Source organism: Psychrobacter sp. UBA6766 (assembly GCF_002453355.1).
Taxonomy (GTDB): domain Bacteria; phylum Pseudomonadota; class Gammaproteobacteria; order Pseudomonadales; family Moraxellaceae; genus Psychrobacter.
In genome coordinates this window covers 25,921-48,589 of sequence record NZ_DKGQ01000008.1, presented here as the reverse complement: position 1 = coordinate 48,589, position 22,669 = coordinate 25,921, and the positions used below count along the sequence as shown (strand labels likewise).

Below are 22,669 nucleotides of genomic sequence, written 5' to 3'. Positions count from 1 at the left end.
TTGATATTTGATTTGGTAACCGACGCTATTATGAAAGTTATGCGCTTACTGTCGTCTTTAAAGCATGATGAATCCGAGCGCGGTATTTTTCATCTAGGGCGTGCTTTGGCTAAAAATGGCCATACTTCCATTATCATCGCCAGCGCTGATGAAGAAAATGACTTAGTCAAACGCCTAAAACGTGACGGCAGTATTTATCATCAGCTCTATATGAATAAAAAATCTTGGCTGTCACTGCTTCAAGTCGCACCGCTACGCCGCCTGATTGAAAAATACGATCCCGACATCATTCATGTACATTCACGCACACCAGCATGGGTTTTGCATTTAGCTTTGCGCCGCGCACGCGTTAAGCGCCGACCAAAACTGGTCTCGACCATGTACGGATTTTATCCGATTAATAAATACTCGCAAGCGCTACTCGATGTCGATACCATCATTACCGTGTCCGATAGTGTGACCAATTATCTAAAAAAAGGCCTGCGCCGTGAGGAGCTAGAACCTAAAGTCATCAAGCGCATTTACCGCGGTGTCGATACTCGCCGTTATCCGTATCGGCATAATCCTTCTGTTTATTGGTTGCGCCATACTTTTGCTGAATATCCTGAACTTGAGCATAAGAAATGGCTGGTTTTTCCGACCATCATCGGCAACGAATATGGACAAGAATGGCTGATTGATATTTTGGGCAATTTGCAAGAACAATTTCCCAATATTCACGTCATTATTATGGATGAAGATTACCGCGAAGGCGATGTGGCGCATGAAGATTTTCGTCAGCGTAGCAATACGCTTGGGCTCTCTGAGCGCATTACCTATGTCGGCAGCAAGCGTAATGACATGCGTGAATGGCTGTCGGCGGCCAATATCGTCATGGCGCTTGCCAATGAGCCGGAATCTATCGGCATCAATGCGCTTCAAGCGATTCATTTAGGAACGCCGGTCATTGGCTGGGATCAAGCAGCCTTTAGCGAAATTTTACAGCCGTTATATCCGCAAGGATTGGTGAAAAAATACAACGCCAAAGCACTCTGTAAAGCGGTACGCAACCAACTAGAAAGTGTCACCCGTCCTGAGATGACCAACAAATTCACCATGCGTGAGATGATTGAAGAAACGCTTATCGTATATCAAGGGTTATATGACCAATCGCTTGCAGAAGAGCAAGCGCAGGTGGATGCAGCAGCGGTAAAAAGGACTAAAAAAAGCTTTAGCAAGACATCTAAAACTATTTCTGAGTCCCCTTATGTCAAAATTGAACTAGCAGATAAAAATGCCAAAGTCAGGTTGCTTAAAGACGATAGTAAAACGAAAGACAAAGAACAAGCAGCCAACGGCTTAGAAGCCACTCAAGACCATTAAAACCTACCAGTCTAAATGTAACGCTAATTGAGCTTTCATACTAACTTAATAAGTCGTCGGCGTATGCGCACTTACGATGCGAGTTATGCCATCAGTAGGATTGATAAAAGTGTGCGGTTTAATGGTATCAATCACATAGCTGTCACCTTCATTCAACAAATAAGTCGTCTCTTCAATGCGAATCAGGACCTTGCCTTCAATAACGGTGCCAATCTCTTCGCCTTCATGAGCTATTTTTTCTTCGGTCGAGCTATTGGGCTGATACGTCTCAATCAAAAATCCCAGATTTTTAGTGGTGCTACAGTTATATACCTGCTTTAACGACACTCTACTGCTTGACTCACTAAGCTCTATCAAATCCTTTGGTGTGACCACCACGCGGGCTTTGGGCTCTTTCCACTCATCGCTGAAAAAGGTCGTTAAATCAGACCCTAACACCTGTAAAATTGCCTTAAGCGTATTGACCGCTGGGCTGACTTTGTTACGCTCAATTGCACTGATTGAAGTATTGGTTACCCCTGCCATCCTTGCCAGCTTGCGTTGCGAATAACCTTTTGCAAGGCGCAGCTGATTGATTTTTTTACCGATGTCCTCTTCTGGCTGTCCATCCATCTCGAGTATGGAAGGCGCCTCCTCAGGCTCTGACGTGTCCTCTCCATCGCTGTTAGCGTCATCAGCTTCGTCTTCTTCAGCCTCGTCTTCGAGTAAGTCCATCTCATTTTCAGGCACAGCGCCCTCTTTTACGCTATCGTTTTCTGCACTATCATGAACCGTGTTTTTTGCTGGCATAGTGGATAAATTCCTTGAATAGAAATTTTGACAAATCGTCTTGTGCATAATTTAACTCAGGATGCCATTGTACACCAATCATAAATGGATGTTTTATCAAGCTGATGGCTTCCACCAATCCATCCGGTGCGCGCGCCTCGACAAATAAATCTCTACCTACTGTATTGATGGCTTGTTTATGCAATGAATTGACGTGCCATTTTTCACCAAACGCTGCCAGTCGACCCTCAGGTTGAATGATCACATCATGTACTGGCTGGTATTGCACCTCAAGCGGCTGGGTATTGTCCTCCAAATGAGGCTCATAAAATCCTTCTACCTCACGCCAATCTGGATGCAAACTGCCATCAAAATAGACATTCATCTCTTGCAAGCCGCGGCACACTGCCAATAAAGGCGTACCAGCCTTCTCTGCATGAGCAAGCAGTTTAAAGCTCAGCTCATCACGCCTTAAGTCCTGCTTTTCTTCAATATGCGTGGCGCCATAACGTGCAGGTGCGACGTTACTGTAACTGCCCGTCAATAAAATACCATCAACAGTGGCAATCAAAGCAGCGAAGTTCTCACTTTCAGCGACGGTATTGGGCAGCAAGATAGGATTGCCACCATAAAAATGTACCGCATCGATGTATTTTTGATACACCGCTTGCGCAGGTTGACCGTCAACCATTTTATGACAGGAAACGATGGCAATAATGGGGCGATAAGTTTGCATTTTACTCTTCCTTGAATGTGATATCTAAGCCTCAAATTTTCAATATGCCGAGATGTTCTTGATTAAAATCTAACACAAAATTTTGGATAATGTAAACTATAAACTTCATTTTTAGTTAATTAAAACCATAATGAATATAATTAATTACTTTTTAATAGATTTAAATATTAATTGACAACTATAAGTTTCAATAATATATTGAAGGACATCAGTAAGACAAAAGGTGAATTACCGTATCGACTACCCAGATGTCATTACCGATGAAAACAACACTAAGAACAACGCTAAGTGATTCATTTTGCAGTAGAAATATTACGCAATCATATGAAGTAAATACTTAGTAAAGCAAACCATGTGGTATCAGCCACGGTATTTATAAGTGCTGTTTTATTTAGAAACACTGTTTTATTTAACGTTACTCACAATCATGACTTGTCAATTATGAATGACAGCGGCCATAAACGGCGCAACCATAATCAGAGCAAAAATTAACATCAATAGGGATAATAGACATGACGACAACCAAGGGAATGGTCGAATCTGCAAATAATACGGAATATGTGTATGTTGCAGCGGGGGATATCAATGGATTACTTCGTGGTAAGCGCATCCCCTTTAATCAGATGGAAAAAGCAGAGAACGGCGCGATACGTTTGCCATTATCGATTTTAGGCGTCGACATCTGGGGTGCGGATGTCATCGAGTCCTCTCAGTGCAATGGTGATATCGATGCCATCGCCCGTCCTACCGGTCGTGCTGCTTATCCGCTCCTCAATACCAGCGCGCCCTCATCGCTCCTACCCGTTTGGCTTTATACCGAAGACAACGAACCTTATTACGGTGACGCACGCCATGTTTTAGATTACGTCAGCAAAAAATTTAAAGCATTGGGGTTGACGCCAGTTATGGCAACGGAGCTTGAGTTTTATTTGGTTGATTACACCGAAGGTGAAACGCCAAGACCGCCTATTCGCCCGAAAAGTGGTCTACGTTTAAACAAAACCTCTATTTTAAGTATCAATGACTTATTGCAGTTTGATGAATTTTTAGACGAAGTCTATGAGCAATGTAAAAAACTCGATATTCCAGTTGATGCAGCCTTAGCTGAGAACGGTTGTGGTCAGTTTGAAATTAACTTACTGCACGTCGATGACCCTTTAAAAGCTGCTGACGATGCCATTTTATTTAAGCAAGTGGTCAAATCCGTCGCAGCACGCCGCAAGCTGACGGCTACCTTTATGGCAAAACCCTTTGGTTTGCAATCCGGCAACGGCTTTCACGTTCATTGCAGCTTGCTCGATAAAGATGGCAACAATGTTTTTGATGACGGCTCAGAAGAAGGGTCAGACATCTTGCGTCATGCGGTCGCTGGCTTATTAAAAACCATGTCAGATTGCACCTTATTATTTGCCCCACATGTCAACTCTTACCGCCGCTTTACGCCTGGTACTTTGGCACCAAACAATGTGTCATGGGGTTATGAAAACCGCACCGCTGCTGTCCGCATCCCAGGCGGCGACTCACAAGCACGCCGTATCGAGCACCGCGTTTCTGGCGCGGATGCCAACCCTTATCTGGTCTGTAGCGCCGTATTAGCAGGTATGCTCTATGGCATCGAAAACAAGCTTGAAGCACCAGAGCCGGTCAATAGCATTACTTACAACGAAGCCGAGCTTAAAACTTTACCATTAGACTGGCTGTCCGCTATCCGCAAATTTGAAAGCAGCGACATCATTGATGCACTGTTTCCAAGCGAGATGATTGAGCTATTGATTGCTGTCAAAAAACAAGAAGCCAAACGCTTTGCTCAGCAAGTGACCAACCTTGAATACCTCACCTATTTACAGGATGTTTGATATGTCGAATAACTCAAATAGCAACTTAAGGAGCAATGCAACAATGAACCAAAACCTAGCTTCGAATAACACACGCAATATCCCGCATTATTCAGACAATGGCCAATATCCTGATAGTTATTATGCAGCCAGCCGTAACCCTAAACCCGATAGACCGACGCTAAAAAATGATATTCAAGTAGAAATTTGCGTGATCGGTGGCGGCTACAGTGGCTTATCAACAGCGCTGCATCTCATTGAAACCGATCATGAAGTGGTGGTTTTAGAAGGTGCGCAAATTGGTTGGGGCGCGTCAGGACGTAATGGCGGTCAAATTGTCAACGGTCTTAACGCCAGCCTTCAAAAGATTAAAAAGTCTTATGGTCAAGAAAACGCAGACTTCGTCGGTCAGCTCGTGACCCGTGGTGGCAAAATCATCCGTCGCTTTGTCGCTGATTATAATATCGACTGCGATCTTAAAGAGAAAAATATCTTTGCGGCGTTAAATAACGGTCAGTTAAAAGACTTACAACAGACGCATGCCTTATGGGAAAGTCATGGGATGCATGATCGAGAAATGCTGGACAAAAATGGTATCCAAGAACATATCAAAACCGACGCCTATGTGGGCGGTATTATTGACCATTCAGGTGGTCATATCCATCCACTAAACCTCGCCCTTGGTGAAGCCGCTGCTATTGAAAAATCTGGCGGTACTATCTATGAGAACACCTTAGTGGTTGATATTGAATATGCCGATGACTCTATCAAGATTATCACTGAATTTGGTAGCGTCACTTGTAAGCAAGCGGTGCTGTGCGGCAATGCCTATCTCAATAAAGTCATACCCAAATTAACTGACCGCGTCATGCCGGTATCGACGCAGATTATCGCCACCGAGCCCTTAGGTGATTTAGCAGATCAGCTACTGCCAACTGACGTCTGCGTCGAAGATGTGCGCTATATTCTTGATTACTATCGTCTGTCAGCGGATAAGCGCATGTTATTTGGCGGCGGTACCGTCTACGGTGGTCAAGACCCAGCCAATATCACCGCCAAGATCCGACCAAATATGAATAAGATTTTTCCAGAGCTACGTGATGTCAAAATCGACTATGCGTGGAGTGGTAACTTTGCCTTGTCTTTTTCTCGCGTACCACAAATGGGCAAACTGCATGATCGTGTCTATTTCGCCCATGGCTATAGCGGCCATGGGGTGACAGGTTCGCATTTGTTTGGGCAGATATTAGCTAATGCCATCAACGGTCGCACCAAAGAGTTTGATACTTTTGCCAAGATACCTTGGATTCCTTTCCCAGGTGGACGCGCCCTACGCGTGCCCTATTCTGTGATGGGCTCTTGGTGGTACGCGCTAAAAGACACCACTGGCATGTAACGACGTCAAAATCTAACCATAATTATCTGTCATAGCAATGGATTGTTGTGATGGCACTCGATAGAAAGAGGATGCGCTACTGCGCTACTGCGCTACTACCTATCGAGCAATAACCATAAAACAGAGTTTTAAAAAATTAGGTTTTACAGGGAGCGTAAATATGAACATGAAACTCAGCGAAGCTGTCGAGGGGCAGTTTCATAACAAGCGAGTATTTTTGACGGTATTAGCAGGGATTGTCATATATATCGCTTTTGCTTGGCTATCGACCATCCGTGCACCAAACGAATCATGGGGTGCTTTATCGCTATTACCTACATTATTAGTATTGGTCACTGCCATTGTTTCTAGGCGACCATTTGAATCTATGATTGCAGGCTGTGTCGCGGGTCTCGTGATGCTCAATCCGTTTGATTTGGTTTCGCCTTTTGCTGAAAATATATCCCTCGTACTCGGTAATGAAACCATTGTCTGGGTGGTATTGGTTTGTGGCTTGATGGGCGGTCTGATTCAGCTGCTTGAGATCAGCGGTTGTCTCGATGGCTTTAGTGAATGGCTACAAAAAATCATCAAATCACGCCGTCAATCATTACTAGCGACTGCAGGATTGGGCGTTGTGGTCTTTATTGATGATTATTTAAACTGTCTTGCTGTATCTACGTCTGTTAAGAAATTGACAGATTTTTATGGGGTATCGCGAGAAAAACTTGCCTACATCGTCGATTCAACGGCGGCGCCGATGTGCGTTATTGTGCCTATTTCGACTTGGGCGGTCTACTTTGCCGGACTTTTAGAAGAAAATGGCGTCGCAAAAGACGGTGGTGGTATGGCACTTTATATGAGTGCCATACCTTTTATGGCGTATGCTTGGTTTGCACTGGTCATTGTATTTTTGGTGGCATATGGCATTTTGGGTGATTGGGGACCAATGAAAAAAGCGGAATCTCGCGCCAAAGGCGGCAACCCTGTACCTGAAGCTTTTGTTGATGAGCAATTGGTTTCAAACGTCAAGGCCAAACGCAAGTTATCGTTTAAAGCCAATATCATGAACTTCGCTTTTCCCATGATTTTATTGATTGTTTCAACCATTTATTTTGAAATTGATTTGTTAAGAGGGGCATTACTGACCTGCTTTGTTACTGTTCTCATTTATTGGGCACAAGGTATCTTAAGTTTTGAAACCCAAATGGAAGCCATTTTTAAAGGTTTCCAAGTCATGCTCTATCCATTATCAACGGTAGTCGGTGGCTTCTTTTTAAAAGCCATCAATGATGAGCTTGGCATGACGACATACGTAATCGAGGCCATCACGCCCTATATGACAATTGTCATCTTTCCTGCTGTCATCTTTGGCGTCATGGCGTTCTTAACCTTTGCTACGTCCTCAAGTTGGGGTTTATATATCCTTGCAATGCCGATTGTATTTCCCATTTCTTTAGCACTTGGCGTCAGCACGCCATTGATGATTGGGGCTTTATTATCGGCGTCTTCATTTGGTAGTCATGCCTGCTTCTTTAGTGACTCATCATTATTAGCATCACAAGGAGCTGGCTGTTCGCCAATGCAACATGCCTTTAGCCAATTCCCCTATGCCATGCTTGGCGCGGTTTTATCCGTCGTGACATTCCTCGGTTTGGGTTATATGATGGCTTGAGCGCTATCTAGAGCATAGGCGGCATACGATGAGCGTTAGTGATTGGCTAAACCATACAAATAATGACTGAGTCAATGTTTCCCCTGCAATACAATGATTTTGCTATCGAATTATTGCTTTTAAATCATTAAGATATGAGCGTTGATAGCTGCGTTTGGAAATAATACAATGCTTGATAGTATTAATAACTACCAACCATCGCAGATTAAAAAAATTTAAAAATATATCGATAATAAAACAACCACAAATGGATTTTGAACCAAAGGAAATAATAATGAGCGACTATCAAATCACTAACCCAGCGACTGGCGAAGTAGAAGCCACCTACCCAACCTCTACTGAGCAAGACATTCAGCAAGCAATTGAAAAAGCAGACCGCGCTTATGAAGACTGGCGCAAGGTAACATTAGACGAACGCAGTGCCCTACTACATAAAATCGCTGACATCTACCTTGAGCGTCAAGATGAGTTGGCGCGTATCGTCGCAGCAGAGATGGGCAAGCCTATCGCGCAAGCAAAAGGCGAGATTGGCTTAGTAGCTGATATTTTTCGTTACTATGCTGATAACGCTGCGCAGTTATTAGCGCCCCATACCATCGATGTTGATAGCGGTTCTGCACTTGTAGAAAAGCGTCCTGTCGGCGTGCTTTTAGGCATTATGCCGTGGAACTACCCGCATTATCAGGTTGCACGTTTTGCTGCCCCTAACTTTATGGCAGGCAATACGCTTATTTTAAAACACGCGCCGCAGTGCCCGAAAACGGCAGAAGTAATCGTTGATATTTTTAAAGAAGCAGGCTTACCAGAGGGCGTCTATAACAATGTATTTGCGACCAACGAGCAGGCGGCGACCATCATCAAAAACCAACGCGTACAAGGTGTGTCGTTGACGGGTTCTGAGCGAGCTGGACAATCAGTGGCAAAAATAGCCGGCGGTGCACTTAAAAAAGTCGTATTGGAGCTTGGTGGCTCGGATGCCTTTATCGTCGCAGCCGATGCCGATATCGAACAAGCAGTGAAAGGTGCAATCGAAGGTCGTTTTGGTAATACAGGACAAGCTTGTAATGCAGCCAAACGTCTGATCGTAGTCGAGTCAGTCTATGATCAATTCGTCGAAGCCTTTACCAATGCGGTATGCAATATGACATTGGGCGATCCTCTTGATGAAGGAACCTTTATTGGACCACTATCTTCTAAAGCGGCGGCTGTCAATCTACAAGCACAGCTCGACAGCGCTATCCAAGCTGGTGCAACGGTACTGGTCGAGGGTGGTATGATCAAAGACAAACCGGGTGCTTGGTTTGCTCCTGCTGTTCTCACTGACGTTGACGACTCTATGGATGTCTATTATGAGGAGCTGTTCGGTCCGGTGGCTGTTGTCTATAAGGCTCGTGATATTGAGCAGGCGATTAAAATCGCTAATGATGTACCTTTCGGCCTTGGCGCTTCAATCCAAACGCAGGATGCGGCGTTGGCCGCTGATATTGCTGATAAGCTAGACGTCGGTATGGTGACAATTAACGCGCCGTCTGGTAGTGAAGCCAACACGCCCTTTGGCGGCGTCAAACGCTCAGGATTTGGCCGCGAGCTTGGTACCCTTGGCATTACCGAGTTTTTAAACTATAAATTGATTCGTGATAAATCCTAATCTATTCGAATCGTACTAAAAAAGCCTAGCATCTGTTTGTAGACGCTAGGCTTGTTATTATAAAGGCAGTATTTACTTCTTAGGCGGATTATCTTTTAACCATAACTGATTGACGATTTTTAATTCGCGTAACTCCTCTGCCATGATGGATTCACTGATACCCGGATATTTTACGACGGCATAGCTATAAAGACCGATACCGAGCGCTGTCCAACCAAAGAAGATCCACCACTCGATAGCGCTCAGCGCTGACGGCATCCCTGGCATATATAAAATGAGCAATCCAATGCCCAGTACAATGGTAAACATACCGACAAGCTTTCCAGCTGGCACTCTAAACGGGCGCACCATATCGGGCTCACGGTAGCGCAAGACTAAGAAAGAGATGGCGACACAGGTATAAGCAATCACGATACCAAAACCACCAGCATCAACGATCCATACTAGCATCTTACGACCAAATAATGGCGCAAGCGTCGCTAGACCACCAATCAATAAAATAGCGTTTTTTGGGGTTTTATACTTTGGATGTAGCTTGCCCAAAAACGCAGGCAACATATGGGCTTTTGACATGGCATAGAGTAAGCGACTGCCACCGATCAAAAACGCATTCCAACTCGATAAAATACCTAGCACACCGCCAATAACCAGTAAGATCCCTGCCCATCTACCCTGCCATGCATTGGTCATCGCATCAGCCGTCGCTAACGTTGAGCCTTGCGCCTGAATCAACGGCAAGGTGCGACCGACACTCCATGCCACGCCGACATACCACATCACCGCAATAATGATAGAGATTATCAAAAACTTACCAATATTGGGACGGGTCAGATCAATCTCTTCCGCTGCTTGCGGAATAACGTCAAAGCCAACAAACATAAACGGCACCATGACAATCACTGTCATCATACCGCCAATACCACCAATAAAGGCAGGTGCTTGCACGGCGGTCGAAGTTTCAGGACTATAAAGCACCGCCCCAATAAACAATAACGTGCCGACAAACAAAATACCCATCACCGCAGTTTTTTGGAACCAAGCACTGACTTCCATGCCGCGAATATTGAGCCAAGTGACAATAATTGAGCCGAGCATGCCCACCCCAACCCAAGTGGCGTAAACATCCCAGCCCGCTATCGTCCATAGATAGCCTTGGTTATAATTGGGAATAAAGTATTCAATCACCGTTGGTAATGCGACCGCCTCAAAAGCGACGACAGAAAAGTAACCGAACAAAATACTCCATGAGCAGATAAATGAGACCGTGACGCCTAGCGCCCGATGCGTATACGTATGCTCGCCACCAGTTACTGGCATCGATGAGGCAAGCTCAGCATAGTTAACCCCAATCATAATGACAGCCAAGCCACCAATCATGAATGCTAACATCGCACCCCACGTTCCGGCTGCAATGATCCAGTCCCCTGCCAAAACGACCCAACCCCAACCGACCATAGCGCCGAATGCTAAGGCAATAATATCAAACATACCCAGCGATTTTTTTAGCTCAGACATAACTTACTCCGTGTCCGTGTGTCATCCGTGTCAGACCTTTTTCTAATGGCACTGATACCAACTATTTTTATGTAATAGGGCGTTGCCCTTTTTTATCTTTTCCTGCCTATCAAGCGATAGGTCTAGTGATATTTAAAAACTGCTTAGTAGAGACAGCAACGGCGTCTTGACTTGCAAGGCGCCGTTGTAAAACCACCACTCAAAGCAGCACTGTCATTATCCTAAGCTTAAGCTTTCATTTTTTAAATTAACGCCTTGAGCGGTCAAAATACCTTTGATAATATCAAGACCTTCTTGTAATACTTCGTCTTCTACTGTCAACGGCACCATCACACGAATAGCGTTGCCAAACATGCCACAAGACGCTAATAACAGTCCTTGCTCAAAGGCTTTGGCTTTTAGGTTCGCCGTTGCTTCAGTATCAGGCTTACCGTCGCTGTCGATTAATTCAAACGCTAACATTGCGCCTTTATGACGAATATGACCGATGCTGCTTAGGTTTAAATCCTTTAAGAATGCTTCGATTTTGTCACCAATCTCAACACTACGCTCAAGCAAGTTTTCTTCTTCAATCACTTCCATAACGGCAAGCGCAGCCACACAAGCCAATGGGTTTCCAGAATAGGTACCGCCCAAACCGCCGACTTGCGGCGCATCCATGATGTCAGCGCGTCCAATAACGGCAGAGATAGGATAGCCGCCTGCCAAGCTCTTAGCGCTAGTCATAAGGTCAGGCTCAACGCCCAACTGCTCACTGGCGAATAGTGTACCTGTACGGGCAAAACCACACTGTACTTCATCAAAAATCAGCACAATGCCATGCTCATCACAAATCTCGCGCAAGGCTTTGGCAAACGATGGTGTGACTTGATGGAAACCACCTTCGCCTTGAACGGGCTCGATAATCATCGCCGCCACTTCACTTGGGTCGATATCCGCTTGGAAAATCATTTCAAGACTATGCAATGCTTGCGCTTCGGTGACGTTTAACTCTTCTGCTGGAAATAGCGCATGGAACACAGGGCCTGGCATCGGACCAAAGTTCTTTTTGTACGGCAATACTTTTCCCGTTAGGCTCATACACATCAGCGTGCGACCATGCCAACCGCCAACGAAAGAAATCACCCCTGGACGACCAGTTTTTGCACGGGCAATTTTGATACAGTTTTCGACCGCTTCTGCGCCAGTGGTCAAGAAAAAGGCTTTTTTTGGACCACTAATAGGCGCTTTTTCGCAAAGCTTTTCAGCAAGTTCCACATAGCATTCATAGTTGATCATTTGCGCGGCAGTATGGGTAAATTTGTCTAGCTGCTCATGCACTCGCTGAGTAATTTTTGGATGGCTGTGACCGGTATTTAATACTGAGATGCCGCCGACAAAGTCGATATAACGATTGCCTTCAATATCCCAAACTTCCGAGTTTTTGGCCTTTTCGGCAAAGATAGGAAACGCTACGCCCAGACCTGTTGGTAACACAGCTTTACGGCGCGCAAGTAACGATTGATTGGTAGTAGTCATAAGAATATCCTTTTCTTTCTTTTTTGCGTAGGTGCCAATGATGGTATGGCGGTTTATAGAATAAGATTTAGTGTTAGTTGGGATTCATGCTGCTGAATCCCGTTTCATGCGATATAAAAATTAAATTGTGCAAATATAATAGCTAACGATTAGCTCCAGTTATTAACTAATATCAGAGCACCAATATTTGGTCACAACATACTCTTCGATGCCATATTTTGAGCCTTCACGGCCAAAGCCTGATTGCTTGACCCCGCCAAATGGTGCGACTTCGGTAGAAATCAGACCGGTGTTATGACCGATAATGCCGTACTCAAGTCCTTCAGTGACGCGCCATGAGCGAGCATAACTGCTGCTGTAAAAGTAAGCGGCCAAACCATAAATGGTATCGTTGGCCTGACGGATGACATCAGCTTCGTCTTTAAAGGTAAAGATGGTGGCGATAGGACCAAAAATTTCTTCATGGGCAATATCCATGTCACTACTGATATCGGTAATCACTGTTGGATTATAAGACAGCTCTGATGCGCCGTTGGTGCTGCCGCCCGTAATAAGGGTTGCACCTTTATCTAGCGCATCTTTGAGTAGCGCTTGTACTTTATCCAAAGCTTTTTTGTTGATTAAAGGTCCGATATCCACGCCTTCATCCATGCCGTTACCGACATTAAGCTCAGCGACTTTTTGTACAAATACATCGAGGAATTTGTCTTTGATACTGTCTTGCACATAGACACGGTTGGCACAAACACAGGTTTGACCAGCGTTGCGATATTTAGAAGCAATTAAGCCTTCAGCGGCTTTTTCAAGATCAGCATCATCAAAGACGATAAATGGCGCATTGCCACCCAGCTCTAATGACAGTTTTTTGATGGTTGGGGCGCACTGTGCCATCAAGGTACGACCGACTTCAGTAGAGCCCGTGAACGACAGTTTATGAATGCGCTCATCACCAGTTAGAATGTCGCCAATGGTTGAAGATTTGCCAGTCACCACTTGGATGACGCCTGCTGGAATACCGGCTTGCTCCGCCAATACGGCGAGTGCCAATGCAGAAAACGGCGTTTCGGTGGCAGGTTTGATAATCATGGTACAGCCTGCTGCTAGTGCAGGAGCCGCTTTACGGGTAATCATCGCTGCTGGGAAGTTCCAAGGCGTGATGGCCGCGCAAACGCCAACGGGCTGTTTTAGGATAACGTGGCGCAATTGTGATTGATTGGCAGGGATGACATCGCCGTAAACACGCTTACCTTCTTCAGCAAACCAGCGGATAAAGCTATTGGCATAGCCAACTTCCCCGCGTGATTCAGTTAAAGGCTTGCCTTGCTCGGCGGTCATAATGATGGCCAAATCTTCTTTATTGGCATCGATAAGGTCTGCCCACTTTTGTAGTAACTCAGCACGTTCTTTGGCAGTTTTGGCCGCCCACGTGATTTGCGCGTCATGAGAAGCCGTAACCGCATCGTTAACATCGGAGGTCGTCAGACTTGGTACGTTACCGATAATATCCCCGCTAAAAGGATTGCTCACGTCGATAGTGGCCGCATCACTTGCGTCATGCCAGCCGTCTTTAATAAAGCATTGCTGTTTTAGTAGATCTGGATTTGATAGTTGTAGCGTATGTGGCTGTTGTGACATGGTGACACTCCTTGTCGGTGTTATTTTGCAAATAGGGTTTGCAGATTTATAGCAATAAATAAATGACTAACAATAAATAGACGGTTATGACTTAAATAATTATTGATAACTTGTTATTTGTTCAATATAATGAACATATATTCTATATATGAGACATTATTATAAGAATGATGAACTCAACTTTGCAAGCGCTATTATCGAATTTGTACTGATTTATTACTTTATTTTGATAATTTTTTCATTTTACCGACTTTTAAAGGTTTCTTATGAGCACCACTGCCGTTCCTGCCTTGGACAAAACCTTTCAGATTTTAGATTTGATTACCGATAGTTCGCAGCCTTTAACAGCGGCGCATATTGCCAAAGCGCTAAATCTGCCGCGTAGCTCAACCCACAATATTTTGCAGAGTCTTTTAGCCAAACATGTCATTTATAAAGACAGCGATAGTCGATTTCATTTGGGCTCGTATTTGATGTACTGGGCGGGAAGATACGAGCAGCAGCAAGGCGTCACCCAGTTATTTAAAGACCTTATTGTCCAGTACCCGATTCTACTTCAGCATACGGTGACTTTGTCCAAGCTCGACTTGGGTGAAGTGGTATTTTTGGCCTGTCATGAAGCGCCTGCCCCGCTCGGCTTCACTTTCCGCGCGGGTGTTCGTGTACCAGCGGTGTTTTCTGCTACGGGTAAAGCCATGCTTTCCACCTTCACTATGGACAATATAAAATCCATCTACGCCAGCGGATTTCCTACGCCCATCACCCAGCACGGTGTCGATAACTTTACCGATTTGTCGACCGAGCTGTCCGCCATTAAAAACAGTCGCATCTCCCTCGACGATGGGCAACTGCGCGAGGGCATGTATTGCTTAGGCACTTATATTCGTAATGCGTCGGGCAATGCAGTTGCAGGGATGGCAGTCAGTTTTTTGCAAGCAGAATATGAGTCCAAACGTGCTGAAGTCAGTGCCGTTTTGATTGAACTGGCCGAACAAATCGAGCAGCGTTTGGGTTTTAAGGACGAGCATTAAACAATCCCATCGGCTTTAAGTTTGGCGATCATCTCCCTGTCATAGCCCAAATCAGCAAGCGTGCTATCGGTATGCTCGCTCAATTGAGGCGGCGGCGAATGATAAGTAACCGGCGACGCGGATAGCTTGATTGGGTTTCCAAGCGCTCGAACTGGACTACCTTGTGCCGCGAAATCGACAATCATTTCACGCGCTTGGGCTTGTGGCATGGTCAGTGCGTCAGCGATATTATGAATTGCCCCGCTTGGAATACCTACGTCATCTAAGACTTCTAGCCAATAAGTGCGAGGTTTCTCAGAGAATTTTTTAGCAAGCTCAGCGCACAGTAGCTCACGATTGGCAACACGCTGCGGGTTGGTCGCAAAACGGCTGTCGCCATGCCAATCAACCCCTAATAGATCACAAAGTTTGGCAAACTGACTGTCATTGCCACAAGCTAGAATAAAGTGTTCTTTTTCTGCCGTCTCAAATACTTGATAGGGCACAATATTAGGATGCTGATTACCCAGTCTTGGCGGCAATTGGTCTGATGCTAAATAATTCATTCCGACGTTGGCAAGCATTGCAAGCGCACTATCAAGCAATGCCACATCGACATGCTGTCCAAGTCCAGTATGTTGACGCGCTAATAAAGCGGCTTGGATACCAATGGTCAGTTGCAATCCTGCAAACAAATCGACAACTGCCACCCCAACCTTATGCGGTTCGCCATCGCTCGGACCGGTGATGCTCATTAGCCCTGATAGACCTTGAATAATATAGTCGTAACCGGGGCGCTTGGCGTCGGGACCTGTCTGACCAAAACCCGTTAGAGAGGCATAAATCAGACGCGGATTGTCTAGTTTTAGACTGTCGTAATCTAAGCCGTATTTTTTTAGACCGCCAACCTTGAAATTTTCAACGACAATATCACTTTCAGCAACCAGCTGTTTAATAATCGTTTGTCCGGCAGGCGTTGTAATATCAACGGTCAGGGATTTTTTATTGCGGTTAATAGTGGCGTAGTAAGCGGAGGTGTCATCGCTGAATTTTGGCGGTGCCCAGTGCCGCGTTTCATCTCCAATATGCGGACGTTCGACCTTGATGACTTCGGCGCCAAGGTCGGCAAGTACTTGGGTACAAGAAGGACCGGCCAATACTCTCGATAAATCAAGCACCTTGATACCGTGCAATGCACCATTTGCCATATCAGTCATAATCTTCCCTTATTATGTCACTTATTCTTTGATAAATATTTAATAAAAAATTGCTATGTATCATTTAGCTTTTACTGTCTTTTCTTCAATGCTTTAATAATAAGCACTGATAAATAAATGAGGCATAACAACGCTAAATAGCGCTTAGCTAAATACCATTTAGAAACGTACGTTACTGTTTAAATGCGCTTATTACAAAGCCAAACAGCAACGTACGTTAATGGTCTAAAAACCCGCTAGCAGTTATTAGCTAACAACAATTAATAAAACGCTTGAATTCCGGTTTGCGCACGACCCAAGATAAGCGCGTGAATATCGTGCGTCCCTTCATAAGTATTCACCGCTTCTAGGTTCATGACGTGGCGAATGATATGGAACTCATCAGAGATACCATTACCGCCGTGCATGTCACGTGCAATTCGGGCGATATCGAGTGCCTTACCACAGTTATTACGCTTGATGAGTGAAATCATCTCAGGCGCGGCATTGTCTTCATCCATCAGACGGCCAACACGTAACGCAGCTTGTAAACCTAGGGCAATTTCTGTTTGCATGTTGGCAAGCTTTAATTGTACAAGCTGCGTTGCAGCCAATGGACGGCCAAACTGCTTACGGTCTAGCGTATATTGACGCGCCGCTTTCCAGCAGAATTCTGCTGCGCCCATTGAACCCCAAGCGATACCGTAACGGGCTTTATTTAAGCAGCCAAACGGTCCTTTTAAACCACGAATATCTGGAAAAGCGTTGGCTTCAGGAACAAATACCTTGTCCATGACAATCTCGCCTGTAACCGAAGCACGCAGTGAAAACTTACCCTCAATCTTCGGCGCTGATAAGCCTTTCATGCCTTTGTCTAAGATAAAACCACGAATCTCACCGGCGTCATCTTTTGCCCAAACGACAAACACATCAGCGATAGGGCTGTTGGTAATCCACATCTTATTTCCCGTCAGCTCATAACCGCCATCCACTGCTCGCGCTCGGGTCGACATTGAAGCAGGGTCTGAGCCTGAATCTGGCTCAGTCAAACCAAAGCAGCCAACATATTCACCAGTGGCAAGCTTCGGCAGATATTTTTCTTTTTGCTCTTCGGTGCCGTACGCCCAGATAGGGTGCATGACCAAGCTTGACTGCACGCTCATCGCCGAACGATAACCCGAATCCACCGCCTCAACTTCCTTGGCAATCAAACCATAAGCAACACTCGATAAACCAGCACAGCCATAACCGTCGATCGTCACACCAAGTAAACCCATCTCACCCATTTGGCGCATGATATTACGGTCAAAATTCTCGTTGCGATTGGCCTCTAAAATACCAGGCATCAGCTCTTTTTGAAAAAACTGACGGGCACTGTCCGTGACCATGCGCTCTTCATCGGTGAGTTGGTCGCGTAATAAAAGTGGATCTTCCCAATCAAAACTTGGGCGCGTAGATGTTGCCATGTGGATCTCCTTGATGTCCGTCATCCTGACCGACGATTCGTGATTAATGAATAAATTGACTTCACAGGTTATTGACTTGTAAGTACCGCTGTGCGAAACTTAGTTTCATAATATAAATCTATTTAAGCAAAGTTTTACGACGCTGTAAACCTTTATCAAAAAAATGAGCATAAAATGACAAAAAATGTATCAGCTGCCCTACCGTTATTGGATCGAATAACGGGCGTTCTTGAGCACAGTAAAGACAATAATGACCGGCAATTTGTCACCGCTCTTGGGCGCGGGCTGACGTTACTAGCTGCCTTTGAGCAGCATGAGCAGCTTAGTCATCAGCAGTTGTGTCAGATGACCGCTTTGCCAAAAGCGACCATTACTCGGCTTATTCATACTTTGATGACGCTTGGATTCTTACGCATGACGGAACATGGACAGTATCAATTAGGCAGTAACGCCGTGCGTCTAAGCGCGACCGCATGGAGTCGTCATGACATGGTCGCGGCAGCGGAACCACTGCTTCGGCAGTTTGCCAGTGAAAATGAAGTATCGGTAAATTTGGCCACCGAAGTCGAAGGAGAAATGCGCTATCACGCTTGCTGTCGTAGCCCTGCTCGCCTATCGGTCAATTTGCAAGTTGGCTCAGCTTTGCCAGTCGCACGCACTGCCATTGGTCGCGCTTTCTACGCAGCAAGCTCGCCCGCAAGACAAGCCGTGATTCTTAGTAATTTACAGGACCATCTATCAAAAGAAGAGTTTGACCGCGCACAGACGGCCTTAGCCGAGTCGACAGAGCATTATGCAAAATATGGTTATACGGTATCAGATGGAGAGTTTTCTACCGACATATTGGCGGTAGCCGTTGGGGTATACGATGTTGCTACTGGGCAGTATGCGTATTCGCTTAATGCTAGCGTGCCGAGCGCTAACTGGGAAGCGGAAGAATATGCGGCGGCGATGGTGCTTAAATTGCAGGCGCTGGCTGAAAAGGTTGGCAGTGGGGTTTAGAGAATTTAATTGACTTATCGATTTTTCACCGTCGTATAAAGAGATTGATAATGTATCAAAGAAAAAGCGACTTGGTAGAAGTGGTGCATACTCTGCGACAGATGGTTTGTGTTCAAGGGTGAGAGACGTTAAACTTTAACCTAAATAAAAATAAAAATATTGGAGTAAAAATGAAACTCGCCGAAGCCCTACTCATCCGCAGCGATATGCAAAAAAAGCTCGCCCAAATCAAAGGACGGATTCGTAGCAATGTCAAGGTCCAAGAAGGCGACACGCCAAACGAAGACCCAAACGCACTGATGATTGAGGCTAGCCAAGTCATTACTGACTTGTCTGTTTTGATTGAACGTCTTCACCGTACTAATGCGATTGCAAAAACCGATCAAGGCCAATCCATGCTGACGCTGTTGGTGGAGCGTGATACATTAGAGATGCGTCATAAGTTATTAATTGAGGCTATTGAAGCCACTGATACCGAGGTTGACCGCTATAGCCCTCGCGAGATTAAATGGCATGTCATGGTCTCAGTCGCGGGCTTACAAAAGCAAGCTGATGATATTGCGATGAAATTACGCAAAATTAATATTGTTATTCAAGCGAATAACTGGCAAATTGACCTTGTCGAATAAGAATCTTTAGTTCATTAATAGTAGAATTTTCTGTCCGTTTTAATCATTTAACAGTAACATTTGATAATAGACGGATAGTCTGCCCTTTTGAAACCGACTGGGCGAGTGTCAGACCCCAAACCTACACAGCAGGGGGTTGAAAACATACTGTAGTGCCGCTATGCGTTGCGGGCAGACGCTTTTTTTACCACTCATGCTCTGCACACGTCACCGCTCACAAAGCACTGTTTAGACCTTACCACCAGACACTGACGGTCGATTTCAATCTTATTTTTAGTACTTTTTGCCATGTCGTGAATGTCCCTTCCTTTTCTCCTTCGACAAACAATCCTCAAAAACTCTTCTTCTTGTCAGCATTTAAAGTTATTTACGTCTAAAAACGTCCGTTCTGAGAATAAAATTAGCACTCTGTTACCCAATTAAACCGACACGGTGTTATCATATATGTATGATGTGCGCGGTAAATGAGAGCTAGTAATCCAAATAAAATAACCATGTTTATGACATGGTTATTTTGTTATTGATGGTTTACTTTATTGTCGCCGCATTTTTATTATTTTCGTCTCACTGTTGAGTATTGTTATGCCCCAATCTCGTACCAATTTAAACCCAAAACCAAAACATGATTCTCCTTACTTAGTCGGCGTCATGTTACGCTATAGTACTTTTGCCGCTGCAGCCTTGCTGTTTTTGTCAGGGCTATTATTAATGAATGGGTGGTTAATCGTTTTGGGCGGTATTGGCGTTGCGCTTGGCGTTTATGATTTGCTGCAGTCAAAGCATGCCATTTTGAAAAATTATCCCGTTGCTGGCCATATTCGTTACTTGCTTGAAGATTTTCGTCCTGAAATTCGCCAGTACTTTTTAGAAGATGACAAGGCGCAGGTGCCATTTGCTCGTCAGCAACGTGCTTTGGTGTATCAGCGAGCCAAAAACGTCAGTGACACCAACGCTTTTGGGACGCTTGACAACTTATACACACATGGCAAAGAGTGGTTTTTACAATCGGCGGTCAGTCAACCCTTAGAAAATAAAGATTTTCGAATCATTGTTGGCGGCGAGCGCTGCAAGCAGCCTCATGATATGTCGGTGTTTAATATCTCAGCGATGAGTTTTGGTAGCTTGTCTGCGAATGCGATTATGGCGCTGAACCAAGGCGCGAAAATGGGTGGATTTACTCATGACACTGGCGAAGGTGCTATTAGCCCTTACCACCGCAAATTTGGTGGCGATTTGATCTGGGAGTTGGGAACGGGTTATTTTGGTTGCCGCGATGAGTTTGGTAACTTTGATCCACAAACTTTTGCTGAGAAAGCAGTAGACCCACAAGTCAAAATGATTGAAATCAAGCTCTCACAAGGTGCTAAACCCGGTCAAGGCGGTGTCCTCCCTGCAGAGAAAATCACGCAAGAGATCGCCGATACACGCCACGTCCCTATGGGCAAAGACTGTGTGTCACCTTCTTCACACAGTGCATTTAGTACCCCGCTTGAGCTGGTAGATTTTTGGCAACAGCTACGCGATTTGTCTGGCGGTAAGCCGGTGGGCTTTAAGCTTTGTATCGGCCAGCCGTGGCAGTTTATGGCTATTGTTAAAGCTATGATAGAAACAGACAATTATCCTGACTTTATCGTCATTGACGGGGCTGAAGGCGGTACAGGAGCGGCGCCCGTTGAATTTATGGACAACGTCGGAATGCCGATGGTCGATGGTTTTTTATTGGTTCACAATACCTTGGTTGGTGCGGGTATTCGTGACAAAATCAAGCTTGGGGTTAGCGGAAAAATCGTCTCAGGCTTTGATATTGCCCGAATGATTGCGCTAGGTGCTGACTGGTGTAATTCGGCACGCGGTTTTATGTTTGCTGTTGGTTGTATCCAGTCACGTTCATGTCACACCAATACCTGTCCGGTTGGTGTCGCCACCCAAGACCCGTATCGCCAAAAAGCGCTTGATGTCCCCAGCAAAGCCGAGCGAGTTGCTAATTTTCATAAAAACACTTTAAAATCCTTAGCCAGTATTGTGGGGGCTGTAGGGCTTCAACACCCAAGTCAGCTGCAGCCTTATCACATTGCACGGCGCTTAGATGACGGCCAGATAAAATTGTTGTCCAAATTTTATTACTTTGCTGATGAAGGCGCACTACTCAGTAGTAGCGCGCGCGCTGACGTATTTAACCAGATGTGGGTGATGGCGAGCGCAGATAGCTTTTTATCCAACAATGAGGCGTTGATTGCCTACAACAAAGACTCGCGCGATAAAGGCAAAGAACCCAGTCCGTCTACGGAGCATGGCCTTGGCAGCTTTGCCGTGATAACGGATAGTGGTCAGTTGATCGGCAATGTTAATAATACCGTCCGTGATATTCCCGAAACTGGCAATTAAAAGCCTGAATTCCCTTAAAATATTGCCCTAAACTGGGTACTTGGCGGCTTTTATAAAGAAGACGTGTTCATGACAACTCCTTTTTTTACGTTATCGTCTCAAATCATGACAGCGCTGATGGCATTAAGCATCAGCGCCTGCCAGCCTATCAATGATGACAGTGAGAATTCAACCTCCAATCATACAAAAAACGGGTCGTGCCAGTCTCAAACATTACCATTCGCCTACAGCATTTGCCGTGTTGAGTCCCAAGTATTGACTGAGAGTCGAACGTCATTACAGCTATTTTGGAAACAAACTGGTAGCAGCAAGCCATTGCTGACCTTTGAGAAACTAATTGCTGATCTTCCTTCTGATCAAACTCTAAACTTTGCCATGAATGCAGGCATGTATGATGAAAATTACGCGCCGATTGGTTATACGGTCATTAAAGGTAAAGAGCTGCGCGCATTAAATATTAAAGAAGGCGGCGGTAACTTTCACTTATTGCCCAATGGTGTGTTGTGGTGGGATAAATCTGGAAAGGTGCAAATTACTGAAAGCCAAGCCCTATATAACCAGCTCAAAAGTGGCAAGGTACAACCTTGGTATGCCACACAGTCAGGGCCGATGCTCGTCATTAATGATGAAATCCATCCCAAATTTGACCCAAACAGCCACTCGATAAAGCTGCGAAATGGCGTCGGGATATGCAGCGATGGCAGCGTCCAGTTTGTCAATAGCGAAGCGCCAGTCAGCTTTTATCAATTTGCCGCGCTGTTTAAAGATGACTTAAACTGTCCAAATGCGTTATTCTTGGACGGCGGCATCGCCTCAGCGCTCTATGCTCCTAGCATTGATAAACATGACAAAAAAGAGATGGGCGTGATGATTGGGCTGCTGGAAACAAAGAATTAGAAACGAAAGAGTAAAAA

Annotated in this window: 17 protein-coding genes; 10 read left to right on the top strand and 7 right to left on the bottom strand. The window is 45.1% G+C overall.

The annotated features are described in order from the left end of the window. Positions 1–30: 30 nt before the first annotated feature. Complete coding sequence (locus B4K26_RS02045; RefSeq protein ID WP_296243224.1) at positions 31–1,362, top strand: glycosyltransferase; 1,332 nt, start codon at positions 31–33, stop codon at positions 1,360–1,362. 45 nt (positions 1,363–1,407) lie between these two features. Here the strand turns inward: B4K26_RS02045 and B4K26_RS02040 are convergent, their stop codons facing one another. Next, positions 1,408–2,151 (bottom strand): cupin domain-containing protein, encoded by a 744-nt coding sequence (locus tag B4K26_RS02040; RefSeq protein WP_296243223.1) that lies wholly within the window; start codon positions 2,149–2,151, stop codon positions 1,408–1,410. After that, positions 2,126–2,866 (bottom strand): gamma-glutamyl-gamma-aminobutyrate hydrolase family protein, encoded by a 741-nt coding sequence (locus tag B4K26_RS02035; protein WP_296243222.1) that lies wholly within the window; start codon positions 2,864–2,866, stop codon positions 2,126–2,128. The genes B4K26_RS02040 and B4K26_RS02035 overlap by 26 nt, the downstream gene beginning before the upstream one ends. A gap of 512 nt (positions 2,867–3,378) precedes the next feature. Between B4K26_RS02035 and B4K26_RS02030 the strand changes: the two genes are divergently transcribed. From B4K26_RS02030 to B4K26_RS02015, 4 genes are all read left to right on the top strand, one after another. After that, positions 3,379–4,722, top strand: a complete 1,344-nt coding sequence (locus B4K26_RS02030) for a glutamine synthetase family protein (protein WP_296243221.1) — start codon at positions 3,379–3,381, stop codon at positions 4,720–4,722. A 43-nt stretch (positions 4,723–4,765) separates the two neighbouring features. Then, positions 4,766–6,097 carry an NAD(P)/FAD-dependent oxidoreductase gene (locus B4K26_RS02025; protein WP_296243220.1) on the top strand — a complete coding sequence of 444 codons (1,332 nt, stop codon included), beginning with the start codon at positions 4,766–4,768 and terminating at the stop codon, positions 6,095–6,097. Positions 6,098–6,257: 160 nt separating this feature from the next. After that, positions 6,258–7,751: a Na+/H+ antiporter NhaC family protein gene (locus B4K26_RS02020; protein WP_296243219.1), complete on the top strand. Its 1,494-nt coding sequence runs from the start codon at positions 6,258–6,260 to the stop codon at positions 7,749–7,751. Positions 7,752–8,025: 274 nt separating this feature from the next. Next, positions 8,026–9,399, top strand: coding sequence for an NAD-dependent succinate-semialdehyde dehydrogenase (locus tag B4K26_RS02015; protein ID WP_296243218.1), 1,374 nt, complete (start codon positions 8,026–8,028; stop codon positions 9,397–9,399). Between the two features lie 72 nt (positions 9,400–9,471). On the opposite strand, the gene B4K26_RS02010 is transcribed toward B4K26_RS02015, so the two are convergent. The 3 genes from B4K26_RS02010 to B4K26_RS02000 all read right to left on the bottom strand — a co-directional run bounded on the left by B4K26_RS02010 (position 9,472) and on the right by B4K26_RS02000 (position 14,067). Further along, on the bottom strand, positions 9,472–10,914 hold the full coding sequence (locus tag B4K26_RS02010) for an APC family permease (RefSeq protein WP_296243217.1): 1,443 nt from the start codon (positions 10,912–10,914) through the stop codon (positions 9,472–9,474). Positions 10,915–11,130: 216 nt separating this feature from the next. Further along, positions 11,131–12,432 (bottom strand): 4-aminobutyrate--2-oxoglutarate transaminase, encoded by a 1,302-nt coding sequence (gabT, locus tag B4K26_RS02005; protein WP_296243216.1) that lies wholly within the window; start codon positions 12,430–12,432, stop codon positions 11,131–11,133. A 162-nt stretch (positions 12,433–12,594) separates the two neighbouring features. Further along, positions 12,595–14,067 (bottom strand): NAD-dependent succinate-semialdehyde dehydrogenase, encoded by a 1,473-nt coding sequence (locus tag B4K26_RS02000; protein ID WP_296243215.1) that lies wholly within the window; start codon positions 14,065–14,067, stop codon positions 12,595–12,597. A 266-nt stretch (positions 14,068–14,333) separates the two neighbouring features. Here B4K26_RS02000 and B4K26_RS01995 point away from each other — a divergent pair, with 266 nt between their 5' ends. Then, positions 14,334–15,098: an IclR family transcriptional regulator gene (locus B4K26_RS01995; RefSeq protein ID WP_296243214.1), complete on the top strand. Its 765-nt coding sequence runs from the start codon at positions 14,334–14,336 to the stop codon at positions 15,096–15,098. Here B4K26_RS01995 and B4K26_RS01990 read toward each other — a convergent pair. Together B4K26_RS01990 and B4K26_RS01985 are read right to left on the bottom strand one after the other, a co-directional pair. Beyond that, the gene (locus B4K26_RS01990) at positions 15,095–16,294 is read right to left on the bottom strand and encodes a CaiB/BaiF CoA transferase family protein (protein WP_296243213.1); all 1,200 of its coding nucleotides are present in this window, start codon (positions 16,292–16,294) and stop codon (positions 15,095–15,097) included. The genes B4K26_RS01995 and B4K26_RS01990 overlap by 4 nt on opposite strands. A gap of 260 nt (positions 16,295–16,554) precedes the next feature. After that, on the bottom strand, positions 16,555–17,739 hold the full coding sequence (locus tag B4K26_RS01985) for an acyl-CoA dehydrogenase (RefSeq protein ID WP_296243212.1): 1,185 nt from the start codon (positions 17,737–17,739) through the stop codon (positions 16,555–16,557). 174 nt (positions 17,740–17,913) lie between these two features. On the opposite strand from B4K26_RS01985, the gene B4K26_RS01980 reads away from it, so the two are divergent. The 4 genes from B4K26_RS01980 (at position 17,914) to B4K26_RS01965 (ending at position 22,652) form a co-directional block, all read left to right on the top strand. After that, a complete protein-coding gene (locus tag B4K26_RS01980; RefSeq protein WP_296243211.1) occupies positions 17,914–18,741 on the top strand; it encodes an IclR family transcriptional regulator in 828 nt (275 codons plus the stop codon). Positions 18,742–18,911: 170 nt separating this feature from the next. Next, complete coding sequence (locus B4K26_RS01975; RefSeq protein WP_296243210.1) at positions 18,912–19,370, top strand: DIP1984 family protein; 459 nt, start codon at positions 18,912–18,914, stop codon at positions 19,368–19,370. 582 nt (positions 19,371–19,952) lie between these two features. Then, positions 19,953–21,755, top strand: a complete 1,803-nt coding sequence (locus B4K26_RS01970) for an FMN-binding glutamate synthase family protein (RefSeq protein WP_296243209.1) — start codon at positions 19,953–19,955, stop codon at positions 21,753–21,755. Between the two features lie 69 nt (positions 21,756–21,824). Beyond that, positions 21,825–22,652, top strand: a complete 828-nt coding sequence (locus B4K26_RS01965; protein WP_296243208.1) for a phosphodiester glycosidase family protein — start codon at positions 21,825–21,827, stop codon at positions 22,650–22,652. Positions 22,653–22,669 lie beyond the last annotated feature (17 nt).